The 14923-nt window shown below is 67.1% G+C and carries 14 protein-coding genes; 6 read left to right on the plus strand and 8 right to left on the minus strand.

Features of this window, described 5'->3' with window-relative positions:
• Positions 1–6: 6 nt before the first annotated feature.
• Genes ACP156_RS13945 through ACP156_RS13955 form a run of 3 tightly spaced genes read right to left on the minus strand, consistent with a single transcriptional unit; the run spans position 7 to position 808 of the window.
• The gene (locus tag ACP156_RS13945) at positions 7–489 is read right to left on the minus strand and encodes a hypothetical protein (RefSeq protein ID WP_425051963.1); all 483 of its coding nucleotides are present in this window, start codon (positions 487–489) and stop codon (positions 7–9) included.
• Positions 486–647, minus strand: a complete 162-nt coding sequence (hemP, locus tag ACP156_RS13950; protein WP_425051964.1) for a hemin uptake protein HemP — start codon at positions 645–647, stop codon at positions 486–488. Before hemP ends, ACP156_RS13945 begins: the two co-directional genes overlap by 4 nt.
• The gene (locus ACP156_RS13955) at positions 644–808 is read right to left on the minus strand and encodes a hypothetical protein (protein WP_425051965.1); all 165 of its coding nucleotides are present in this window, start codon (positions 806–808) and stop codon (positions 644–646) included. Before ACP156_RS13955 ends, hemP begins: the two co-directional genes overlap by 4 nt.
• A 332-nt stretch (positions 809–1140) precedes the next feature.
• On the opposite strand from ACP156_RS13955, the gene ACP156_RS13960 reads away from it, so the two are divergent.
• The gene (locus ACP156_RS13960) at positions 1141–1779 is read left to right on the plus strand and encodes a class I SAM-dependent methyltransferase (protein WP_425051966.1); all 639 of its coding nucleotides are present in this window, start codon (positions 1141–1143) and stop codon (positions 1777–1779) included.
• Here ACP156_RS13960 and ACP156_RS13965 read toward each other — a convergent pair.
• The 4 genes from ACP156_RS13965 to ACP156_RS13980 are packed head-to-tail and all read right to left on the minus strand — an operon-like array spanning position 1776 to position 8902.
• Positions 1776–2189 (minus strand): acyl-CoA thioesterase, encoded by a 414-nt coding sequence (locus tag ACP156_RS13965; protein WP_425051967.1) that lies wholly within the window; start codon positions 2187–2189, stop codon positions 1776–1778. The genes ACP156_RS13960 and ACP156_RS13965 overlap by 4 nt on opposite strands.
• Before the next feature lie 14 nt (positions 2190–2203).
• Complete coding sequence (locus ACP156_RS13970; protein ID WP_425051968.1) at positions 2204–3088, minus strand: transglutaminase family protein; 885 nt, start codon at positions 3086–3088, stop codon at positions 2204–2206.
• A 5-nt stretch (positions 3089–3093) separates the two neighbouring features.
• Positions 3094–5487: a circularly permuted type 2 ATP-grasp protein gene (locus ACP156_RS13975; RefSeq protein WP_425051969.1), complete on the minus strand. Its 2394-nt coding sequence runs from the start codon at positions 5485–5487 to the stop codon at positions 3094–3096.
• A 1-nt stretch (position 5488) separates the two neighbouring features.
• On the minus strand, positions 5489–8902 hold the full coding sequence (locus tag ACP156_RS13980; RefSeq protein WP_425051970.1) for a DUF2126 domain-containing protein: 3414 nt from the start codon (positions 8900–8902) through the stop codon (positions 5489–5491).
• On the opposite strand from ACP156_RS13980, the gene ACP156_RS13985 reads away from it, so the two are divergent.
• The 4 genes from ACP156_RS13985 to ACP156_RS14000 all read left to right on the plus strand — a co-directional run bounded on the left by ACP156_RS13985 (position 8883) and on the right by ACP156_RS14000 (position 12011).
• Positions 8883–9104, plus strand: coding sequence for a hypothetical protein (locus tag ACP156_RS13985; protein WP_425051971.1), 222 nt, complete (start codon positions 8883–8885; stop codon positions 9102–9104). The genes ACP156_RS13980 and ACP156_RS13985 overlap by 20 nt on opposite strands.
• Before the next feature lie 154 nt (positions 9105–9258).
• Positions 9259–10266, plus strand: a complete 1008-nt coding sequence (locus ACP156_RS13990; protein WP_425051972.1) for an ABC transporter substrate-binding protein — start codon at positions 9259–9261, stop codon at positions 10264–10266.
• A 186-nt stretch (positions 10267–10452) separates the two neighbouring features.
• Entirely contained in the window at positions 10453–11250 is a 798-nt protein-coding gene (locus ACP156_RS13995; RefSeq protein ID WP_425051973.1) for an ABC transporter ATP-binding protein, read from the plus strand.
• Positions 11247–12011 carry an ABC transporter permease gene (locus ACP156_RS14000; protein ID WP_425051974.1) on the plus strand — a complete coding sequence of 255 codons (765 nt, stop codon included), beginning with the start codon at positions 11247–11249 and terminating at the stop codon, positions 12009–12011. Before ACP156_RS13995 ends, ACP156_RS14000 begins: the two co-directional genes overlap by 4 nt.
• 69 nt (positions 12012–12080) lie before the next feature.
• Here ACP156_RS14000 and ACP156_RS14005 read toward each other — a convergent pair whose 3' ends face one another.
• The gene (locus ACP156_RS14005; protein WP_425051975.1) at positions 12081–13385 is read right to left on the minus strand and encodes an FGGY family carbohydrate kinase; all 1305 of its coding nucleotides are present in this window, start codon (positions 13383–13385) and stop codon (positions 12081–12083) included.
• Positions 13386–13477: 92 nt separating this feature from the next.
• On the opposite strand from ACP156_RS14005, the gene ACP156_RS14010 reads away from it, so the two are divergent.
• Entirely contained in the window at positions 13478–14920 is a 1443-nt protein-coding gene (locus ACP156_RS14010; protein ID WP_425051976.1) for an aldehyde dehydrogenase family protein, read from the plus strand.
• Positions 14921–14923 lie beyond the last annotated feature (3 nt).

The raw sequence follows: 14923 nt of genomic DNA on the forward strand, positions 1-14923 counted from the left end.
CTAGGTCTAGTGCAGGGTTGGTTGTGCGTTGTGCTTCCGGCCCGTTGTTCGGGACAGAAGCGAAATCCGTTTCAGGGCAAGCCCGAAGGTCTGGGCCAGATCGGCCAGCTGCGGCGCCATGTCGGCGCGCACGATGTTCATCGCAATCAGCAGGGCGTCTTCACGGTCGCCCTCGCAGGCGGACGAGACGAAAGTGGCAAAGCAGCTTTCGTCGCCGCCAAGGCATTTGCAGTCGAGGCTGTGCCGCATCAGCGGCCGCCGGCCATAGCGGGCGCAGATGTCCATGATCTGATCCAGCGCGCGCGTCGTCACCGGACCCTGCTGCGGACCAAGGTGCATTGCGAAATCGCGGTCCGCCAGCGCCTGAGCCTCGGGGCCGTCGCTCCACATGCGAAGGTACATCACCGCCCCGGCACCGACGGCGTCCAGTTCGGTGACGTATCCGACGGGCGCGCCGCCGCGCCGGGTATGCGCTGACGGCTCGGTCATTTCGTGAGGATCAGCTTGCCCGCGCGCGTGATGCGCAGCGTGTAGCACTGGTCGCCCAGCAGGATCTTCGCCTCGCGGCCACCGGCGACAAGATCTTCGGCGCGATAGGTCGGGAATCCGGTCTGCGCCTCGATCACCTGTTTCGCTTCGTAGGTCATGTCCGCACCTCGGAGCGTCGGTCGAGGTTGTCCAGCAGCCACTCGACGCCATGGCCAGCGGCCAGACCGCCTTCGGCCAGAATGTTCAGAATATCCGCCGCGACGAGGCTCTGTCGGGCACCAGCCTCTGTCCGGCGGGGCATGTCCTTCGAGGGTGTCATCGCTCCACTCCGTTGTTCGTTCCGGGCTTCCCCGGAGGGACCGGGGTGGCTGGTGATACGGGCGAAAAGGTGAGCGATTCAGTCGGATTTGTCAATCCGACTATTTTACTAGGTTTTCGCCAACCGAACGCAATTCAGCACGCGCGCGATTCGTCCTTCCGAACGCCACCCGGACACGCCCGTTTTGGGTGCGTTTCAGGCGCGCTTCGGGCGCGGCTTGCGGGATGTAGCGATAAATCCGACCGGCGAAAGGCGATGCGTGGCGACATGCCCCTGCGTCAATGGTAAGCGCACTTCAGATATCCGTTCGAAAGCGACGCTGGGGACGCAGGATGAACGACACGAAAGACGCGCGGTTCTGGGATCGCGCCGCCGCGAAGTATGCCAAAAGCCCGGTTTCGGACGAAGCCGGCTATGCGCGAAGCATCGAACGGACCGCCGAGCTGTTGCGGCCCGAGATGCGCGTGCTGGAACTTGGATGCGGGACGGGCAGCACCGCCCTGCGGCTGGCCCCTCATGTCGGCGGCTACATCGGCACCGACATATCATCCGAAATGATCGCCATCGCCGAAAACAAGTCCGCCGCCGCGCCGGTGGCCGGGCTTAGCTTTCGCCCCGCGACGGTCGAAGACATGGCGCACGAACCGATGCGGTGGGATGCCGTCCTCGGGTTCAACTATCTGCATCTCGTGCGCGACCTGCCATCCACCCTGAACCTTGTCATGGACCTGCTGGTGCCGGGTGGGTTGTTCGTCAGCAAGACGGCCTGCCTGTCCGACATGAGCCCGCTGATCCCTTACCTTGCGCTGCCGCTGATGAAGATGGTCGGCAAGGCGCCGTCGGTCGGCGTTTTCTCGGCAACCGAACTCGAAGCGATGATCCGAGACGCCGGGTTCGACGTGCTGGCGGTCGAGCGCCATGCCACGAAGGGACGCGACACCCGCCCCTTCATCATCGCGCGGAAGCCCTAGCCCCGGAACACCTTCGCCAGCGCCTCGGGCAGCGGTGCGGACACCAGCCCGCTGCCGTCCGGCGCGCGCTGTGTCCAGACACGGGTTTCCTTGCCCTCGACGCGCAGCACACCGTCCTTTTCCAGCCGGTGGGTCACGTCGAAGCTTGAGGTGCCCACACGGGTCACGGTCGAGGTGATCGTCACCTCTTCGCCGAAGGTGCAGGGCACGTGGAACTCGGCCCCGGTTTTCACGACCGGAGCCCCGGCGGCGCCGAACTCTTCCAGCATCTTGCTTTTGCCGAATCCGGCCGCGCCGTACAGCAACGCGGTGCAGTGGTCGAAATAGACAAAGAACTTTGGGTTGAAGACGATCCCGGCGGGATCGCAATCGCCCCACTCGATGAGGCGGCGGGTGGTGTTCGAGAACATCGGAACCTTCAGGGCTATGTCGGGTGAACCTCTTTGACGTCCACCGATTGCGTGGTGGTCTGGGCGCCCGCGGTCCGCAGCGCGCCCTTGACGGGTGCCAGGTCGAAATAGTCCCGCCCCCGCGCGACGACAACATGATCGAGCCCGGCCAGCATGCGGTTCGTCGGGTCAAGCTCGACCCAGCCCATGTCGGCGCCGCACCAGGCACGGACCCATGCGTGCATCGCATCCGCGCCTTCCAGCTTTTCCTCGCCTTCGGGCGGCAGGGTGCGCAGGTAGCCAGAGACATAGCCCGCCGGGATGCCCAGCCCGCGCAGGGCGGCGATGGTGATGTGGGTGAAATCCTGGCAGACGCCGCGTTTCAGGCGGAAGGCCTCGTCCACCGGGGTGTCGACCATCGTGGCCTCGGGGTCGAAGGTCAGCCCGTCATGCACCGCGTCGCAGATCGTCCGCGTGATCGAGAAGGCGGTGAAGCAGCCCGCCGACACCTCGCGCGCCCACGCGACGATCTCGGGATGATAGCCTACGCGTTCCGAGGGGAACAGAAAGTGGTGTGGTGCGGCGGGGCCGATCGAGGCGTGCTGCGTCAGTTCGTTCGCCAGCGACGGAAGGTCGGGCGAGACGTCCAGTGCGGGGGGCGCGTCGTGGCGTTCGACGCGGGCGGTGACGCGGAACTCGGTCTCGGACACCGGGTCGTCATAGGCGATGTCGACGCAGGCGTTATCGAAGAAATCGCGCCGCGTGACCCGCTCTGACGGGGTGGGGTGGATGGTCAGGCTGGATGCGATGACACGCTGCTCGCCGGGCAGATCCGCCGGAACGATCCGCAGGATGTGCCGGCCCGCGTCGGCAGAACTGTCGTAGTCGTAGGCGATCTTCAGGCTGATGTCGTAAAGCATGGACGTCACCGCAAATAGCTTTGGGCCAGCAGCCCGGTCAGCGCGGCGGTTTCGCCGGCGACCTCGGACAGGCGGGCGTCATCGAAATCGTCTGCGGTGGCGACGGCAAGGTCGGTCTCCATCCGCATCACCTGCCGCAGCACCGGGGTCATCCGGGGGCCTTCGTGATGGACGGGCAGATAGCGCAGATGCTCGTGCATCATGGTCAACTGATGCAGCACCGACCGCGGGTTCAGCGCATCGAGCAGCAGCAGGTCCAGCACGGTCTCGCGCCCGGCGCCCACCGCGAACCGGCGGCGGTGGCTCATGATCGAGTCGCCCGCCTCGATGGCGATGTCGCTGCTGCCCTCGGGCGCCTCTTCCGACGTGAAGGCGCACAGTACGTTCGAGGTCGCCCACGCGCGTTCCATCGCGCGCCCGATGGACAGGAAGCGCCAGCCGGTGAACCGGTACATGTTCTCGTGCACAAGGCCCGAGAAACCGGAAATCTTGCGAAGGAAGACGCTCATCGCGCGCGCCGCGTCATCGCCGGGACGCAGCTTCGGCGCCAGTCGCTCCATCGTGCGCAGCAGGTCGGTCAGCGCGTTCCAGCCGTCGACCGAGAACCGGTCGCGGATGCTGCCCGCGCTGCGCAGCGCCGCGCGCACATCCTCGGTCGTGGCCATCGGTGTCTCGCAGCCAAGCGTCTCGAGGTAGTCGGCGAGGTATTCGTTCAGCGGCAGATCGGGGCGCCCGGTCTCTGCCAGCCGCAGGTGATAGGCGCGCAGCAACCGGATCTTGTGTTCCGCGCGTTCGGTGTAGCGGCCAAGCCAGAACAGGTTGTCCGCCGCCCGGGACGGAAGCGAAACGGTCTGACGGCGGCGAAAGCCGGTCTCGGCAGGCTTCAGCAGCGTCTCGCCCGCGTCTTTCTCGCGCCCGACGATCCAGACGTCGCTGACGGCGCCACCTTTCTGCATCGCGACGTTGGCGGATTCCGAGGAGTTGCCGACGCGGGCGAAGCCTCCGGGCATCACCTGCCAGCCGTCCGGCGTCCGGGCAAGGAACACGCGCAGGCTCATCGGGCGGGGCACCAGCCGCCCGTTCTCCAGCGCCGGCGTGGTCGAAAGCGACACGATCTCTTGCGCCGCAAGCGACCCTGCAAGCGTGTCGATCCGCGACGGGTCGATCGGCTCGCCCTCTGGCGTGCGGCCCGCGATAGTGACCTCTTCGCCGTGGTCGAAGGGCAGGCCGGTCGACATCGCGCGGTCCAGCGTCATCCGGTCGAGGTTCGCTTTGACATAGTCGCGCGCCGCCGCACCGCCGCACCACCACGTCGCGATGTTCGGCAGCGCCAGCGGCTTGCCGGTCAAATGCTCGGCGATGCGTGGCAGGAAGGCCATCAGCGCGCGGATCTCCAGCGCGCCCGAGCCCACCGCGTTGACCATGTTCACCGACCCCGCGCGCAGCGCGCCCAGCAGGCCGGGGGTGCCGATCTGAGAGCTTTCGCGCAACTCCAGCGGGTCGATCCAGTTGGAATCGAGCCGCCGCCACAGCACGGACACGGGCTGCGGCCCGCTGACGGTGTGAACCATCAGGTCGCCGTTGTGGACTACAAGGTCCTCGCCCTGCACCAGCAGGAAGCCGAGGTAACGCGCGATATAGGCGTGCTCGAAGTAAGTGTCGTTCATCGGCCCGGGCGTCAGGATCGCCACCCGGCTGCCGTCACCGTTGCGCAGGTCCAGCATCGCGTCGCGGAACAGCCGGAAGAACCGGGCGATGCGCACGACGTTGCTGCGGCTCATGATGTCGGGGAAGGCGCGCGCCGTCGCCATCCGGGTTTCCAGCGCAAAGCCTGCGCCGGACGGCGCCTGCGTGCGGTCGCACAGCACCCACCAGTTGCCGTCGGGGCCGCGGCCGATGTCGAAGGCGACGTGGTGCAGGAAACTGCCCGACCGGGGGCGGACCCCCACCATCGGGCGCAGCCATTCCGGGTTACCGGCCAGCAGGTCGGGCGGGATGACCCCGTCGCGCACCAGCGTGCCGGGGCCGTAGATGTCGGCCATCACCCGTTCCAGCAGGTCCGCGCGTTCGATCAGGCCAATGGCGATCTGGTGCCATTCCTCGATGTCGATCAGCAGCGGCAGGTGTGACAGGGGCCAGTCGCGTTCAGCGCCGTCCTCTGGTCCGTAATGGCGGAAGAACACGCCCGCGTCGCGCAGGTACTGATCGCCCCGCGAAGTGGCGAGCGTCAGCTCGTCCTTCGGCAGCGCGGCGAGGTCCTGCAGGAAGTTGATCCAGACCGAGCGGACATTGCCCTCGGTGTCCATCAATTCGTCGGCCACCCCGGCAAGGGGCTTGTAGTCGCGCAGAAGCCGCGCGGCGCGGGCCATCCAGTCCGGCGGCCCGCTTCGGCCGGGCATGTCAGACATCGGGCGGCCTGCGCAGATCGAGCGTCATCGGGAACTCGGGATGCGGATGCTCTGGCGGCGGTGTGTAGGCGCCCGGCGTGTGGCCATGCGCCTCGAACCGCGCCAGTCGCCGCGCCTCGGCCTCGTTCGCGTTGACCGGGAAGGTCTCATAGTTCCGTCCGCCCGGGTGCGCGACGTGATAGACGCAGCCGCCCAGCGGTCGGCCGGTCCAGGTGTCGTAGATGTCGAACGTCAGCGGGGCATCGACCGGCGTCACCGGGTGCATCGCCGCCGCGGCCTGCCACGCTTTGAACCGCACGCCGGCCACCGACACGCCGCTGTCGCCGGTCGGGCGCAACGGCACGCGGCGGGTGTTGCAGGTAACGATGTAGCGACCGGGGTCGGCGGCGGTCAGCTTCACCTGAAGCCGCTCGGTCGAGCTGTCGGTATAGCGAACGGTGCCGCCGATGGCGCCAGTCTCGCCCAGCACGTGCCACGGCTCCAGGGCCTGACGCAGTTCCAGCGTTACGTTGCCCACGGTCACCTCGCCGCAGAACGGGAAGCGGAACTCTTGCTGCGCTTCGTACCAGTCCGAACGGAAGTCGAAGCCGTGCTGCCGCAGGTCATCCAGTACGTCCATGAAATCCTGCCAGACATAATGCGGCAGCATGAACCGGTCGTGCAGCGTCGTCCCCCAGCGGGTGAAGTTACCGCCGATGGGATCGTCCCACATCCGCACCAGCAGGGCGCGGATCAGCAGTTGCTGGGCCAGCGACATGCGCGGGTCGGGCGGCATCTCGAAGCCGCGAAACTCCACAAGGCCCAGACGCCCGGTCGGGCCATCGGGGGAATACAGCTTGTCGATGCAGATCTCGGCCCGGTGGGTGTTGCCGGTGACATCCGTCAGCAGGTTGCGCAACAGCCGGTCGGTCAGCCACGGCATCGGCGGCGTGCCCTGTTCCGGGTGCGGGATCTGGCTAAGCGCGATTTCCAGCTCGTACAGCCCGTCGTGGCGCGCCTCGTCGATGCGGGGCGCCTGCGAGGTCGGGCCGATGAACAGGCCCGAGAATAGGTAGGACAGCGACGGGTGCCGCTGCCAGTAAAGCACCAGCGACCGCATCAGGTCGGGCCGCCGCAGGAAGGGCGAGTCGAGCGTCGATGCACCACCCACCACGACATGATTGCCGCCGCCGGTGCCGGTGTGCTTGCCGTCGATCATGAACTTGTCGGCGCCGAGGCGCGACTGGCGCGCCTCGTCATAGACGCCCTCGGTGATCGCCTTGCAGTCGTCCCAAGACCGGGCGGGGTGGATGTTCACCTCGATCACGCCGGGATCGGGGGCGACGCGGATGACATTCATCCGGGGATCGTGCGGCGGCGAGTAGCCTTCGATATGGATCGGCAGGCCCAACTCTTCGGCGGTATCCTCGGCGGCGGTCAGCAGTTCGAGGTAATCCTCGACCGCCTCGACCGGCGGCATGAAAAGGCACAGGCGGCCGTCGCGCGGCTCGATCGCGATGGCGGTGCGCACCTCGCTGTTCTCGGGGTCGATGCCCTGTTCCACAATCGTCTGGCGCGGCCCGGCGTCGCGCGCGGCGCTGACCGGCTGCGTGTGATCCGAGGATACCTCGGGCACCATGTCGGCCTGCTGTTCGGCCTCTTCCGTCGCGATGCGCTGCAGTTCTTCCAGCAGCTTCTGGCGGCGCTCTGACAGCGCGGCATGAGTGTCGGGCAGCTCGCCCTCGATGACCGACGGATCGGCGGGGTAGGTGTAGGGATAGGACGATGGGGGAACGTGCGGCAGCGAGCCCAGCGGCAGGCGGAAGCCCACGGGGCTGTCACCGGGTACAAGGAACAGGTGACCGCGGCGCGTCTTCCAGTACTCGCTGCGCCAGCGGGTCGAGGGCTGCGCCTTGGACTGCCAGCGTTGCAGGGGCAGGGCATAGCCCGCCGGTTTCTCAAGCCCGCGGCTGAACACGCGGGCGATCCGGGCGCGCGCCTCGGGGTCCTTCAGCTTGCTGTCCTCGGGCGTGACGTTCGGCGGCAGTTCGCCCTCTTTCAGGATCCACTCGGCCGGGTCCTCGTAGGTTGGCTGGACGTGCCCGGGGTCGACACCCAGCCGTTCGGCGAACCCGCTCAGGAACCTGTCGGCGTTGTCGGGCGTGGCCGTGTCCTGCTTTTCCTCGGTCGCGATCAGCTTTTCGTTCTTCCAGATCGGCTTGCCGTCGGTGCGCCAGTATAGGCTGAAGGTCCAGCGCGGCAGCGTCTCGCCCGGGTACCACTTGCCTTGACCGTAGTGCAGGAAGCCGCCCGGCGCGAAACGGTCGCGCAGACGGCGGATCAGCTTGTCGGCCAGCCCGCGTTTCTGCGGGCCGACGGCGGCGGTGTTCCACTCGTCCGACTCGAAATCGTCGATCGACACGAAGGTCGGTTCGCCGCCCATGGTCAGCCGCATATCGGCGGATTTGATCGCCGCGTCGACCTTGTCGCCCAGCTTGTCGAGATCCTCCCACGCCTCTTCAGAGAAGGGCTTGGTGATGCGGGGATGTTCGGCGGTGCGGGTGACCTTCATGTCGAAGGAGAAATCCACCTCGGCAAAGCTTGCGACCCCGCTGATCGGGGCGGCGTTGCGATAGTGCGGGGTGGCGGCCAGCGGGATGTGGCTTTCGCCGGTCAGCAGGCCAGAGGTCGGGTCGACGCCGATCCAGCCCGCGCCGGGGATGTAGGCCTCGCACCAGGCGTGCAGGTCGGTGAAGTCGTGGTCGGTCCCCGCAGGGCCGTCCAGCGCCACGAGGTCGGGTTTCAGCTGGATCAGGTAGCCGGAACAGAACCGTGCGGCGATGCCGAGATGGCGCAGGACGTTGACCAGCAACCACGAGGTGTCGCGGCACGAGCCCTTGCCGATCTCCAGCGTCTGCTCGGGCGTCTGAACGCCCGGCTCCATCCGGATCACATAGCCGATCTCGTTCGACAGCCGCGTGTTCAGCGCCACGATCAGGTCGACCGTATTGATATCCTTGGTGTCGACGGACGCCACGAAGTCCTTGACCCTCGGCGTCATCGGTTCGGGCTTGAGGTAGATCGACAGGTCGTCCCGGATCGCCTCGTCATAGTCGAACGGATACCCCTCGGCGGTTTCCTCGACGAAGAAGTCGAACGGGTTGTAGACCGACATGTCGGCGGTCAGGTCGACCTCGATCTTGAACTCCATCACCGGGTCGGGAAACACGAAGCGCGCCTGCCAGTTGCCGTAGGCGTCTTGCTGGTGGTTCACGAAATGCCCGCCGGGCGAGACCTTCAGCGAGTGCGACAGGACCGGGGTGCGGCTGTGCGGCGCCGGTCTGAGCCGGATGATCTGGGGGCCGAGCGTAACCGGGCGGTCATATTTGTAATGCGTCAGGTGATAGATGGATGCGGTGATCGCCATGGAGTGGTCGCGCCCTTTCTTCTTCCGCACCGACTTTCCACGTTTTGAAGAGGCGGCACAACAGATTGTGCTGATCCAAGCGGCACTTGGCGTCCCAAGCCCGAAAATTGTGCGCGCCGGACCTTGCGTCATTTTCCGGACGCCCAAGCCGGTCAGCGAGACGCACGAACTTTCGCGTGTCTCGGCGAAGGGCGCGACCTGACTCAAACGCACCTGAAATTTGCTCATTCCCTCCGCATGACGATTATTAATTAAGCACAGGCTTCTGGTGGCGAGATCCGGGGCGGGATTGCTGGACGCCGCCACGTGGTTCGGAAAATTTGCGGCGGGACGATTCACAGAGAGGAGAGGAACTCGTGTTTCATCGTACTATCCTGACCGCCGCCGCGACCGTCGTCGCCATGGCCGGCGGTGCGCTGGGGCAGACCAGCGTGCCCTTCGCGCTCGACTGGAAATTCGAAGGTCCGGCCGCGCCGTATTTCACCGCCATCGACGAAGGCTACTTCGCCGAGGCCGGTCTCGAGGTCGAGATCACCGCTGGCTCGGGTTCGCTTGACGCGATCCCGAAGGTCGCCACCGGCGCATTCCCGATCGGCTTTGCCGACATCAACTCGCTGATCCGGTTCCTCGACCAGAACCCGGGTGCGCCGGTTACCGCCGTCATGATGATCTACGACGCGCCGCCCTTCGCCATCGTCGGCCGCAAGTCGCTGGGCGTCGAGATGCCGAAAGACCTTGAAGGCAAGGTGCTTGGCGCGCCGCCGCCCGATGGCGCATGGGCCCAGTTCCCGATCTTCGCGGCCGAGAACGATCTGGACGTCGACGCGATCACCGTCGAGCCGGTCGGCTTCCCGACCCGCGAGCCGATGCTGGCCGAAGGCAACGTGGCCGCCGTCACCGGCTACAACTTCTCGTCCTTCCTGAACACCAAGCGCCTTGGCGTGCCGGAAGATGACATCAGCGTCATCATGTTCTCGGACTACGGAGTCGACCTCTATGGCAACGCGGTGATCGTGAACACCGACTTCGCCGCCGAGAACCCGGATGTCGTGAAGGCGTTCCTTGTCGCCGTCGGCAAGGGCTGGGCCGATGCCGTGGCCGATCCGGCTGCCGTCATCCCGAGCCTGATGGAGCGTAACCCGGCCGCCGACGCCGAGCTTGAGACCGAGCGCCTTGCGCTGACGATCGACGGCAACGTGCTGACCGACTACGTGATGGAAAACGGCCTTGGCGGGATCGACATGGCGCGTCTGGAAAGCGCGGTCGCGCAGATCGGCACCGTCTACGAGTTCCAGAACGAACCCGACGTGTCGCTGTATTTCACCGATGAGTACCTGCCGGAAGAGCCGGTAATGCTGAAGTGACGCGGGCGGGGGCGTAGCTGCGCCCCCGTTCAACGGAAATGCGGGCGGCGCTGCCTCCCCCTCCCTGACCCTCCCCCGTTCCGGGAGAGGGGACCACGGGTGGAGAGCGGGGCATGCCGTCAGAGGCCCGGGCGCGTGGGGATGCGCGCCCGGAGACCTCGGAGACCTCATCGGGGCGGGCATGACATGACATCTATGATCGAGATCACCGGCGTGAAGCACGCCTACAAGACGGCGGCCGGTCCATTGCCGGTGCTGAACGGGTTGGAACTGTCGGTGGCCGAGGGCGGTTTCGTCGCGGTCGTCGGGCCCTCGGGCTGCGGCAAGTCCACCCTGACGCGGCTGGTGGCCGGGCTGATGAAGCCTGACGAAGGCGTGGTAAAGCTGCACGGCCAGCCGGTGAAGGGCCCGCGCGCGACCGTTGGAATGGCGTTCCAGAATCCGGTGCTACTGGAATGGCGCTCGATCCTTCAGAACGTGATGCTGCCCTTGGAGATCGTGCCGACCAAGACCTCGAAGAAACAGCAGGAAGAGCGCGCGCGCTACCTGCTGTCGCTGGTGGGGCTTGAGGGGTTCGAGGACAAGCGCCCGTCGGAACTGTCGGGCGGGATGCGGCAGCGGGCCAGCTTGTGCCGCGCGCTGGTCCACCAGCCCGAGGTTCTGATCCTTGACGAACCCTTCGGCGCGCTCGACGCCTTCACGCGCGAGGATCTGTGGCAGACGATGCATCAGGTGAAAGCGAAAGAGCCCTTCACCGGCGTCCTGATCACCCACGACCTGCGCGAGTCGATCTTCCTTGCCGATCAGGTCGTCGTGCTGTCGGGCCGCCCGGCGCGCACGCAATACGTGCTGGAGGTGCCGGACACCGGGCCACGGGACCTCGATCATCTGTATACGCCCGAAGCGGCGGAGATGCTGGCGATCCTGCGCCACCAGATTGAAATCGCGCAGGGCCGCGCCCCGGCAGAGGAGTCGGCGGCATGACCCTGTTGCGTCAGATCCTCGTCCCCGTCCTCGCTGTTGTCGTCTTCCTCGGGCTCTGGGAGCTTCTGGTCTGGGCGAATGGCTGGCCGAACTACAAGATGGCTTCTCCGTCCGACCTGCCGCCGGCCTTCGCGCGGTACTGGGAACTGTTCCTCGTGATGGGCTGGCAGACGCTGTGGCGCACCGTGGTGGGCCTGCTGCTGGCCATCGTCGTCGGCGTTCTGCTGGGCATGGTCATGGGCTTCTCGCGCACCATGCGCGAGGCGCTTTATCCCCTGCTGGTCGGCTTCAACGCGATCCCGAAAGCGACCGTGGTGCCCATCGTCGCGCTGATCTTCGTGGGCAAGCACGACTTCAACACGATCCTGATCGCCTTCATGATCTCGTTCTTCCCGATCGCCGTGTCGATCTCGATCGGCCTGTCGACGCTGGAGCCCGAGTACCGAGACATCCTGCGGGCGCTGGGCGCGTCGCAGGCCACGATCTTCTGGAAAATCGCGCTGCCCAAGACGCTGCCGGAATTCTTCGGCGCGCTGAAGGTGGCGGTGACGCTGGCCTTCATCGGGACCAACCTGATGGAGATCGTATCGCCACACGGGCGCGGGCTGGGGGCGTTGTTCGACAGCGGCAAGACGAACTCGGATTATCCGCTGATGTTCGCCGTCCTGATCGCGCTCGCGGCGCTGGGTATCCTGCTGTACTACATCGTGGTGGCGCTGGAGCGGGTCTTCGCGGGCTGGGCCGAGCGGTCGCCGACGTAGGATTTCAGGGGTTGCCGTCGCAGGGGGCTCTGCCCCCCGCGCGCGCGGCGCGCTCCCCCCGGGATATTTTCAGACCGACGAAGAGGCGAGGCGGCGCCATTCGGCGATGTAGCGCTCTGCTCCCTGCAGGGGCGTGACGGGCTGACCGGCTGGCGGCGGCACGTCGTCCGGGCGGAACAGGCATGCGGCGCCGGCGCTGGTGCCGGTGGCAGAGGGGACGGCCGCAACGTTGTGGCCGCAGGCGGCGAGCATCGCCAGCCACGCCGTGTTCCGGGCGAAGGCGCCCTCGACAAAGACCGGCCCCGCGTGGCCGAGGCGCGCGAGTGTGTCCGCCGTTTCGATGGCGAGGGCGAAGCTGGCGGCGGCCGTGCGGTGCGGGCTGGTTTCCGGCGGTTCGGTGAGGTGCCATCGCGGGCCGGGGAGCAGCATGATGCTTTTGGCCAGCGTGTCGGCGAGGTCGGTTGCCGAGGGTGGCGGGCCCGCCATCTCGGCATAGGTGCGCCCGCCGGGGAACATCGCGGCGGGAAGCGGGCGGCCGAGGGCATCGGTATTGATCTGCGCGGTGTCGGGGGCGTTCGCACCGGGCGCCATGGCGACGATCCACGTGCCGGTCGAGACCACCGCGAAGGGCGGCTTTCGGGTGACGAGGTAGGGAAACAGCGAGGCGTCGGAATCGTGGATGCCGCAGAGGACCGGCGTGTCGGCATTCAGGCCGGTCTGGGCAGCGACCCCGGGCAGGATCGGCCCGAGGATCTCGTGACAGTCGCGGACAGGCGGCAGCGTCAGCCCCAGGTAGCCCGCCAACGGGGACGGTCGGTTTGTGCGGCTGTTCCACAGGTCGGTATGCGCGCCGAGACTGGTCGGTTCGCTGCCGGTCACGCCGGTCAGGCGAAAGGCCCAGTATTGCGGCCAGCCGAGGGCGTGGGCGGTGCGGGCCTTCAGGGACGGGTCCTGCGTCAGTTGCCAGTGAAATTGCGCGCCAAGGTTCAGACCCGCATCCAGCCGCGGGCTGCCGGTTTGGTGTTGTGGCGGACGCAGCGCGTCATAGGCGGCAGCGGCGGCCGACGGGATCGGGTCGTCGTAGACCATCACCGGCGCGGCCAGTGATCCGTCCGATGCGACCAGCGCGCCGCAGGCGCCGTGCGCCACCGGTACGATCCCGTGAACGCCGTGTTCCGCCTGCATCCGTGCAAGGCCGTCGAGCAGGAACTGCCACAGCGCTTCGGTGTCGAAATGCGGCCAAGGCGGGCCGGGGCGCACCTTGTTCGGGCGGCTTTCGACGGCGATTTCGGACAGGGTGGCAAGGTCGACCAGCACCAGCTTGGCATTGGTGCGGCCGATGTCGAACACGGCGATGTTGCGGGGCTCCTCCATGCGCGGCACCGTGGCGGGCGGGTGTGGCGGCGTCAACGGCTCTGGCGCGGCGGCGGCGGCTGTCCTAGGACGGACGGCAAAGGGAGGACGGCATGACGGATCTGGGGCGGAACCATATCGCGGGCGAATGGGTCGACGGCGGCGCGGGCACGATCCCGGTCACCGATCCGGCAACGGGCGAGCTTGTGGCGCAGCAGGCGCTGGCCGATGCCGCCGATGTGGACCGCGCGGTCGCGGCGGCGCGCGCCTGTCACGCAAGTGGCGTACTGACAGACATGCGGCCCCTGGAGCGCGGGCGGCTGGTGCAGCGGATGGGCGACGTCTTTCGCGCGAATGCCGACGACATCGCGACGCTTCTGACGCGCGAGCAGGGCAAGCCCCTGTGGGAAGCGCGCGGCGAGGTGGAGAACGCGGCAAAGTATTTCGAGTACTTCGGCAATCAGGCCAGCACGGTCGAGGGGAAGTCTATTCCGCTGGGGGCGGGGTACCTCGATTTCACGCTGATGGAGCCCTATGGCGTGTCGGCCCAGATCATCCCGTGGAACTTTCCGCTGGAGATCGCGGCGCGGTCGATCGCCTGCGGGATCGCGACCGGCAACGCCTGTGTGGTGAAAAGTTCAGAGATGACGCCTCTGTCGTCAGGCTGGTTCGCGCGGGCGGGCGAGGCGGTGGGCCTTCCCAAGGGCGCGCTGAACGTCCTGACGGGTTACGGGCACGAGGCGGGGGCGGCGCTGGCAAGCCACCCCGGCATCGACATGATTGTCTTCACCGGTTCGGTCGCGACGGGGCAGCGCATCGCCTCGGCGGCGGCGCAGTCGCTGATTCCCTGCGTTCTGGAACTGGGCGGAAAGTCGGCGGCGGTCGTGCATCCGGATGCCGACCTCGACGGTTTCCTGACCAGCGTGCGGAAGGGCATCTTCACCAACGCCGGGCAGGTCTGTTCCGCCATGTCCCGGGTGGTCGCCCACGAGGACGTGCATGACGAGATCGCCGACCGGATGGTGGCGCTTGCCACGTCCATGTCGGTCGGGCCGGGGCTGGAGCGGACCGCGTTCGGGGCGAACATGGGGCCGATGGTAAGCGAGGCGCAGCGCGACCGCGCGGTGCGGATGGTCGCCGAGGCCGAGGCGGCAGGAGCGAAGGTCGTCACGGGCGGGCGGCCGTTGAACCGGCCCGGCGCGTTCATGGAGCCGACTGTGCTGACCGGTGTGACACCAGACATGGAGATCGCGCAGGAAGAGGTATTCGGCCCGGTGGTAGCGCTGATACGGTGGCGGGACGAGGACGAAGCGATCCGGATCGCCAACGGCACCAAGTACGGGCTGGTCGCAGGGGTGTTCACCCGCGATCTGGACCGCGCGGCGCGCGCGGCGGGCCGCCTGCGCGCCGGGCAGGTCTTTGTCAACGAATGGTTCGCTGGCGGGGTCGAAACCCCGTTCGGCGGTTATGGCCGGTCAGGCTATGGCCGCGAGAAGGGACGCGAGGCGCTGTGGAATTACGTTCAGACCAAGAACGTGGCGATCCGGGTGTCGTGAGGG

This window comes from Psychromarinibacter sp. S121 (assembly GCF_049801035.1).
GTDB lineage: Bacteria > Pseudomonadota > Alphaproteobacteria > Rhodobacterales > Rhodobacteraceae > Psychromarinibacter.

Bases quoted from the DNA above. Each gene is read 5' to 3' on its own strand.
- ACP156_RS14010 (WP_425051976.1), top strand. From the start codon at position 13,478: ATGACGGATCTGGGGCGGAACCATATCGCGGGCGAATGGGTCGACGGC.
- ACP156_RS13985 (WP_425051971.1), top strand. From the start codon at position 8,883: ATGGATGCGGTGATCGCCATGGAGTGGTCGCGCCCTTTCTTCTTCCGC.
- ACP156_RS13960 (WP_425051966.1), top strand. From the start codon at position 1,141: ATGAACGACACGAAAGACGCGCGGTTCTGGGATCGCGCCGCCGCGAAG.
- ACP156_RS13965 (WP_425051967.1), bottom strand. From the start codon at position 2,189: ATGTTCTCGAACACCACCCGCCGCCTCATCGAGTGGGGCGATTGCGAT.
- ACP156_RS14005 (WP_425051975.1), bottom strand. From the start codon at position 13,385: ATGGAGGAGCCCCGCAACATCGCCGTGTTCGACATCGGCCGCACCAAT.
- ACP156_RS13980 (WP_425051970.1), bottom strand. From the start codon at position 8,902: ATGGCGATCACCGCATCCATCTATCACCTGACGCATTACAAATATGAC.
- ACP156_RS13970 (WP_425051968.1), bottom strand. From the start codon at position 3,088: ATGCTTTACGACATCAGCCTGAAGATCGCCTACGACTACGACAGTTCT.
- ACP156_RS13995 (WP_425051973.1), top strand. From the start codon at position 10,453: ATGACATCTATGATCGAGATCACCGGCGTGAAGCACGCCTACAAGACG.
- ACP156_RS13955 (WP_425051965.1), bottom strand. From the start codon at position 808: ATGACACCCTCGAAGGACATGCCCCGCCGGACAGAGGCTGGTGCCCGA.
- ACP156_RS13975 (WP_425051969.1), bottom strand. From the start codon at position 5,487: ATGCCCGGCCGAAGCGGGCCGCCGGACTGGATGGCCCGCGCCGCGCGG.
- ACP156_RS13945 (WP_425051963.1), bottom strand. From the start codon at position 489: ATGACCGAGCCGTCAGCGCATACCCGGCGCGGCGGCGCGCCCGTCGGA.
- hemP (WP_425051964.1), bottom strand. From the start codon at position 647: ATGACCTACGAAGCGAAACAGGTGATCGAGGCGCAGACCGGATTCCCG.
- ACP156_RS14000 (WP_425051974.1), top strand. From the start codon at position 11,247: ATGACCCTGTTGCGTCAGATCCTCGTCCCCGTCCTCGCTGTTGTCGTC.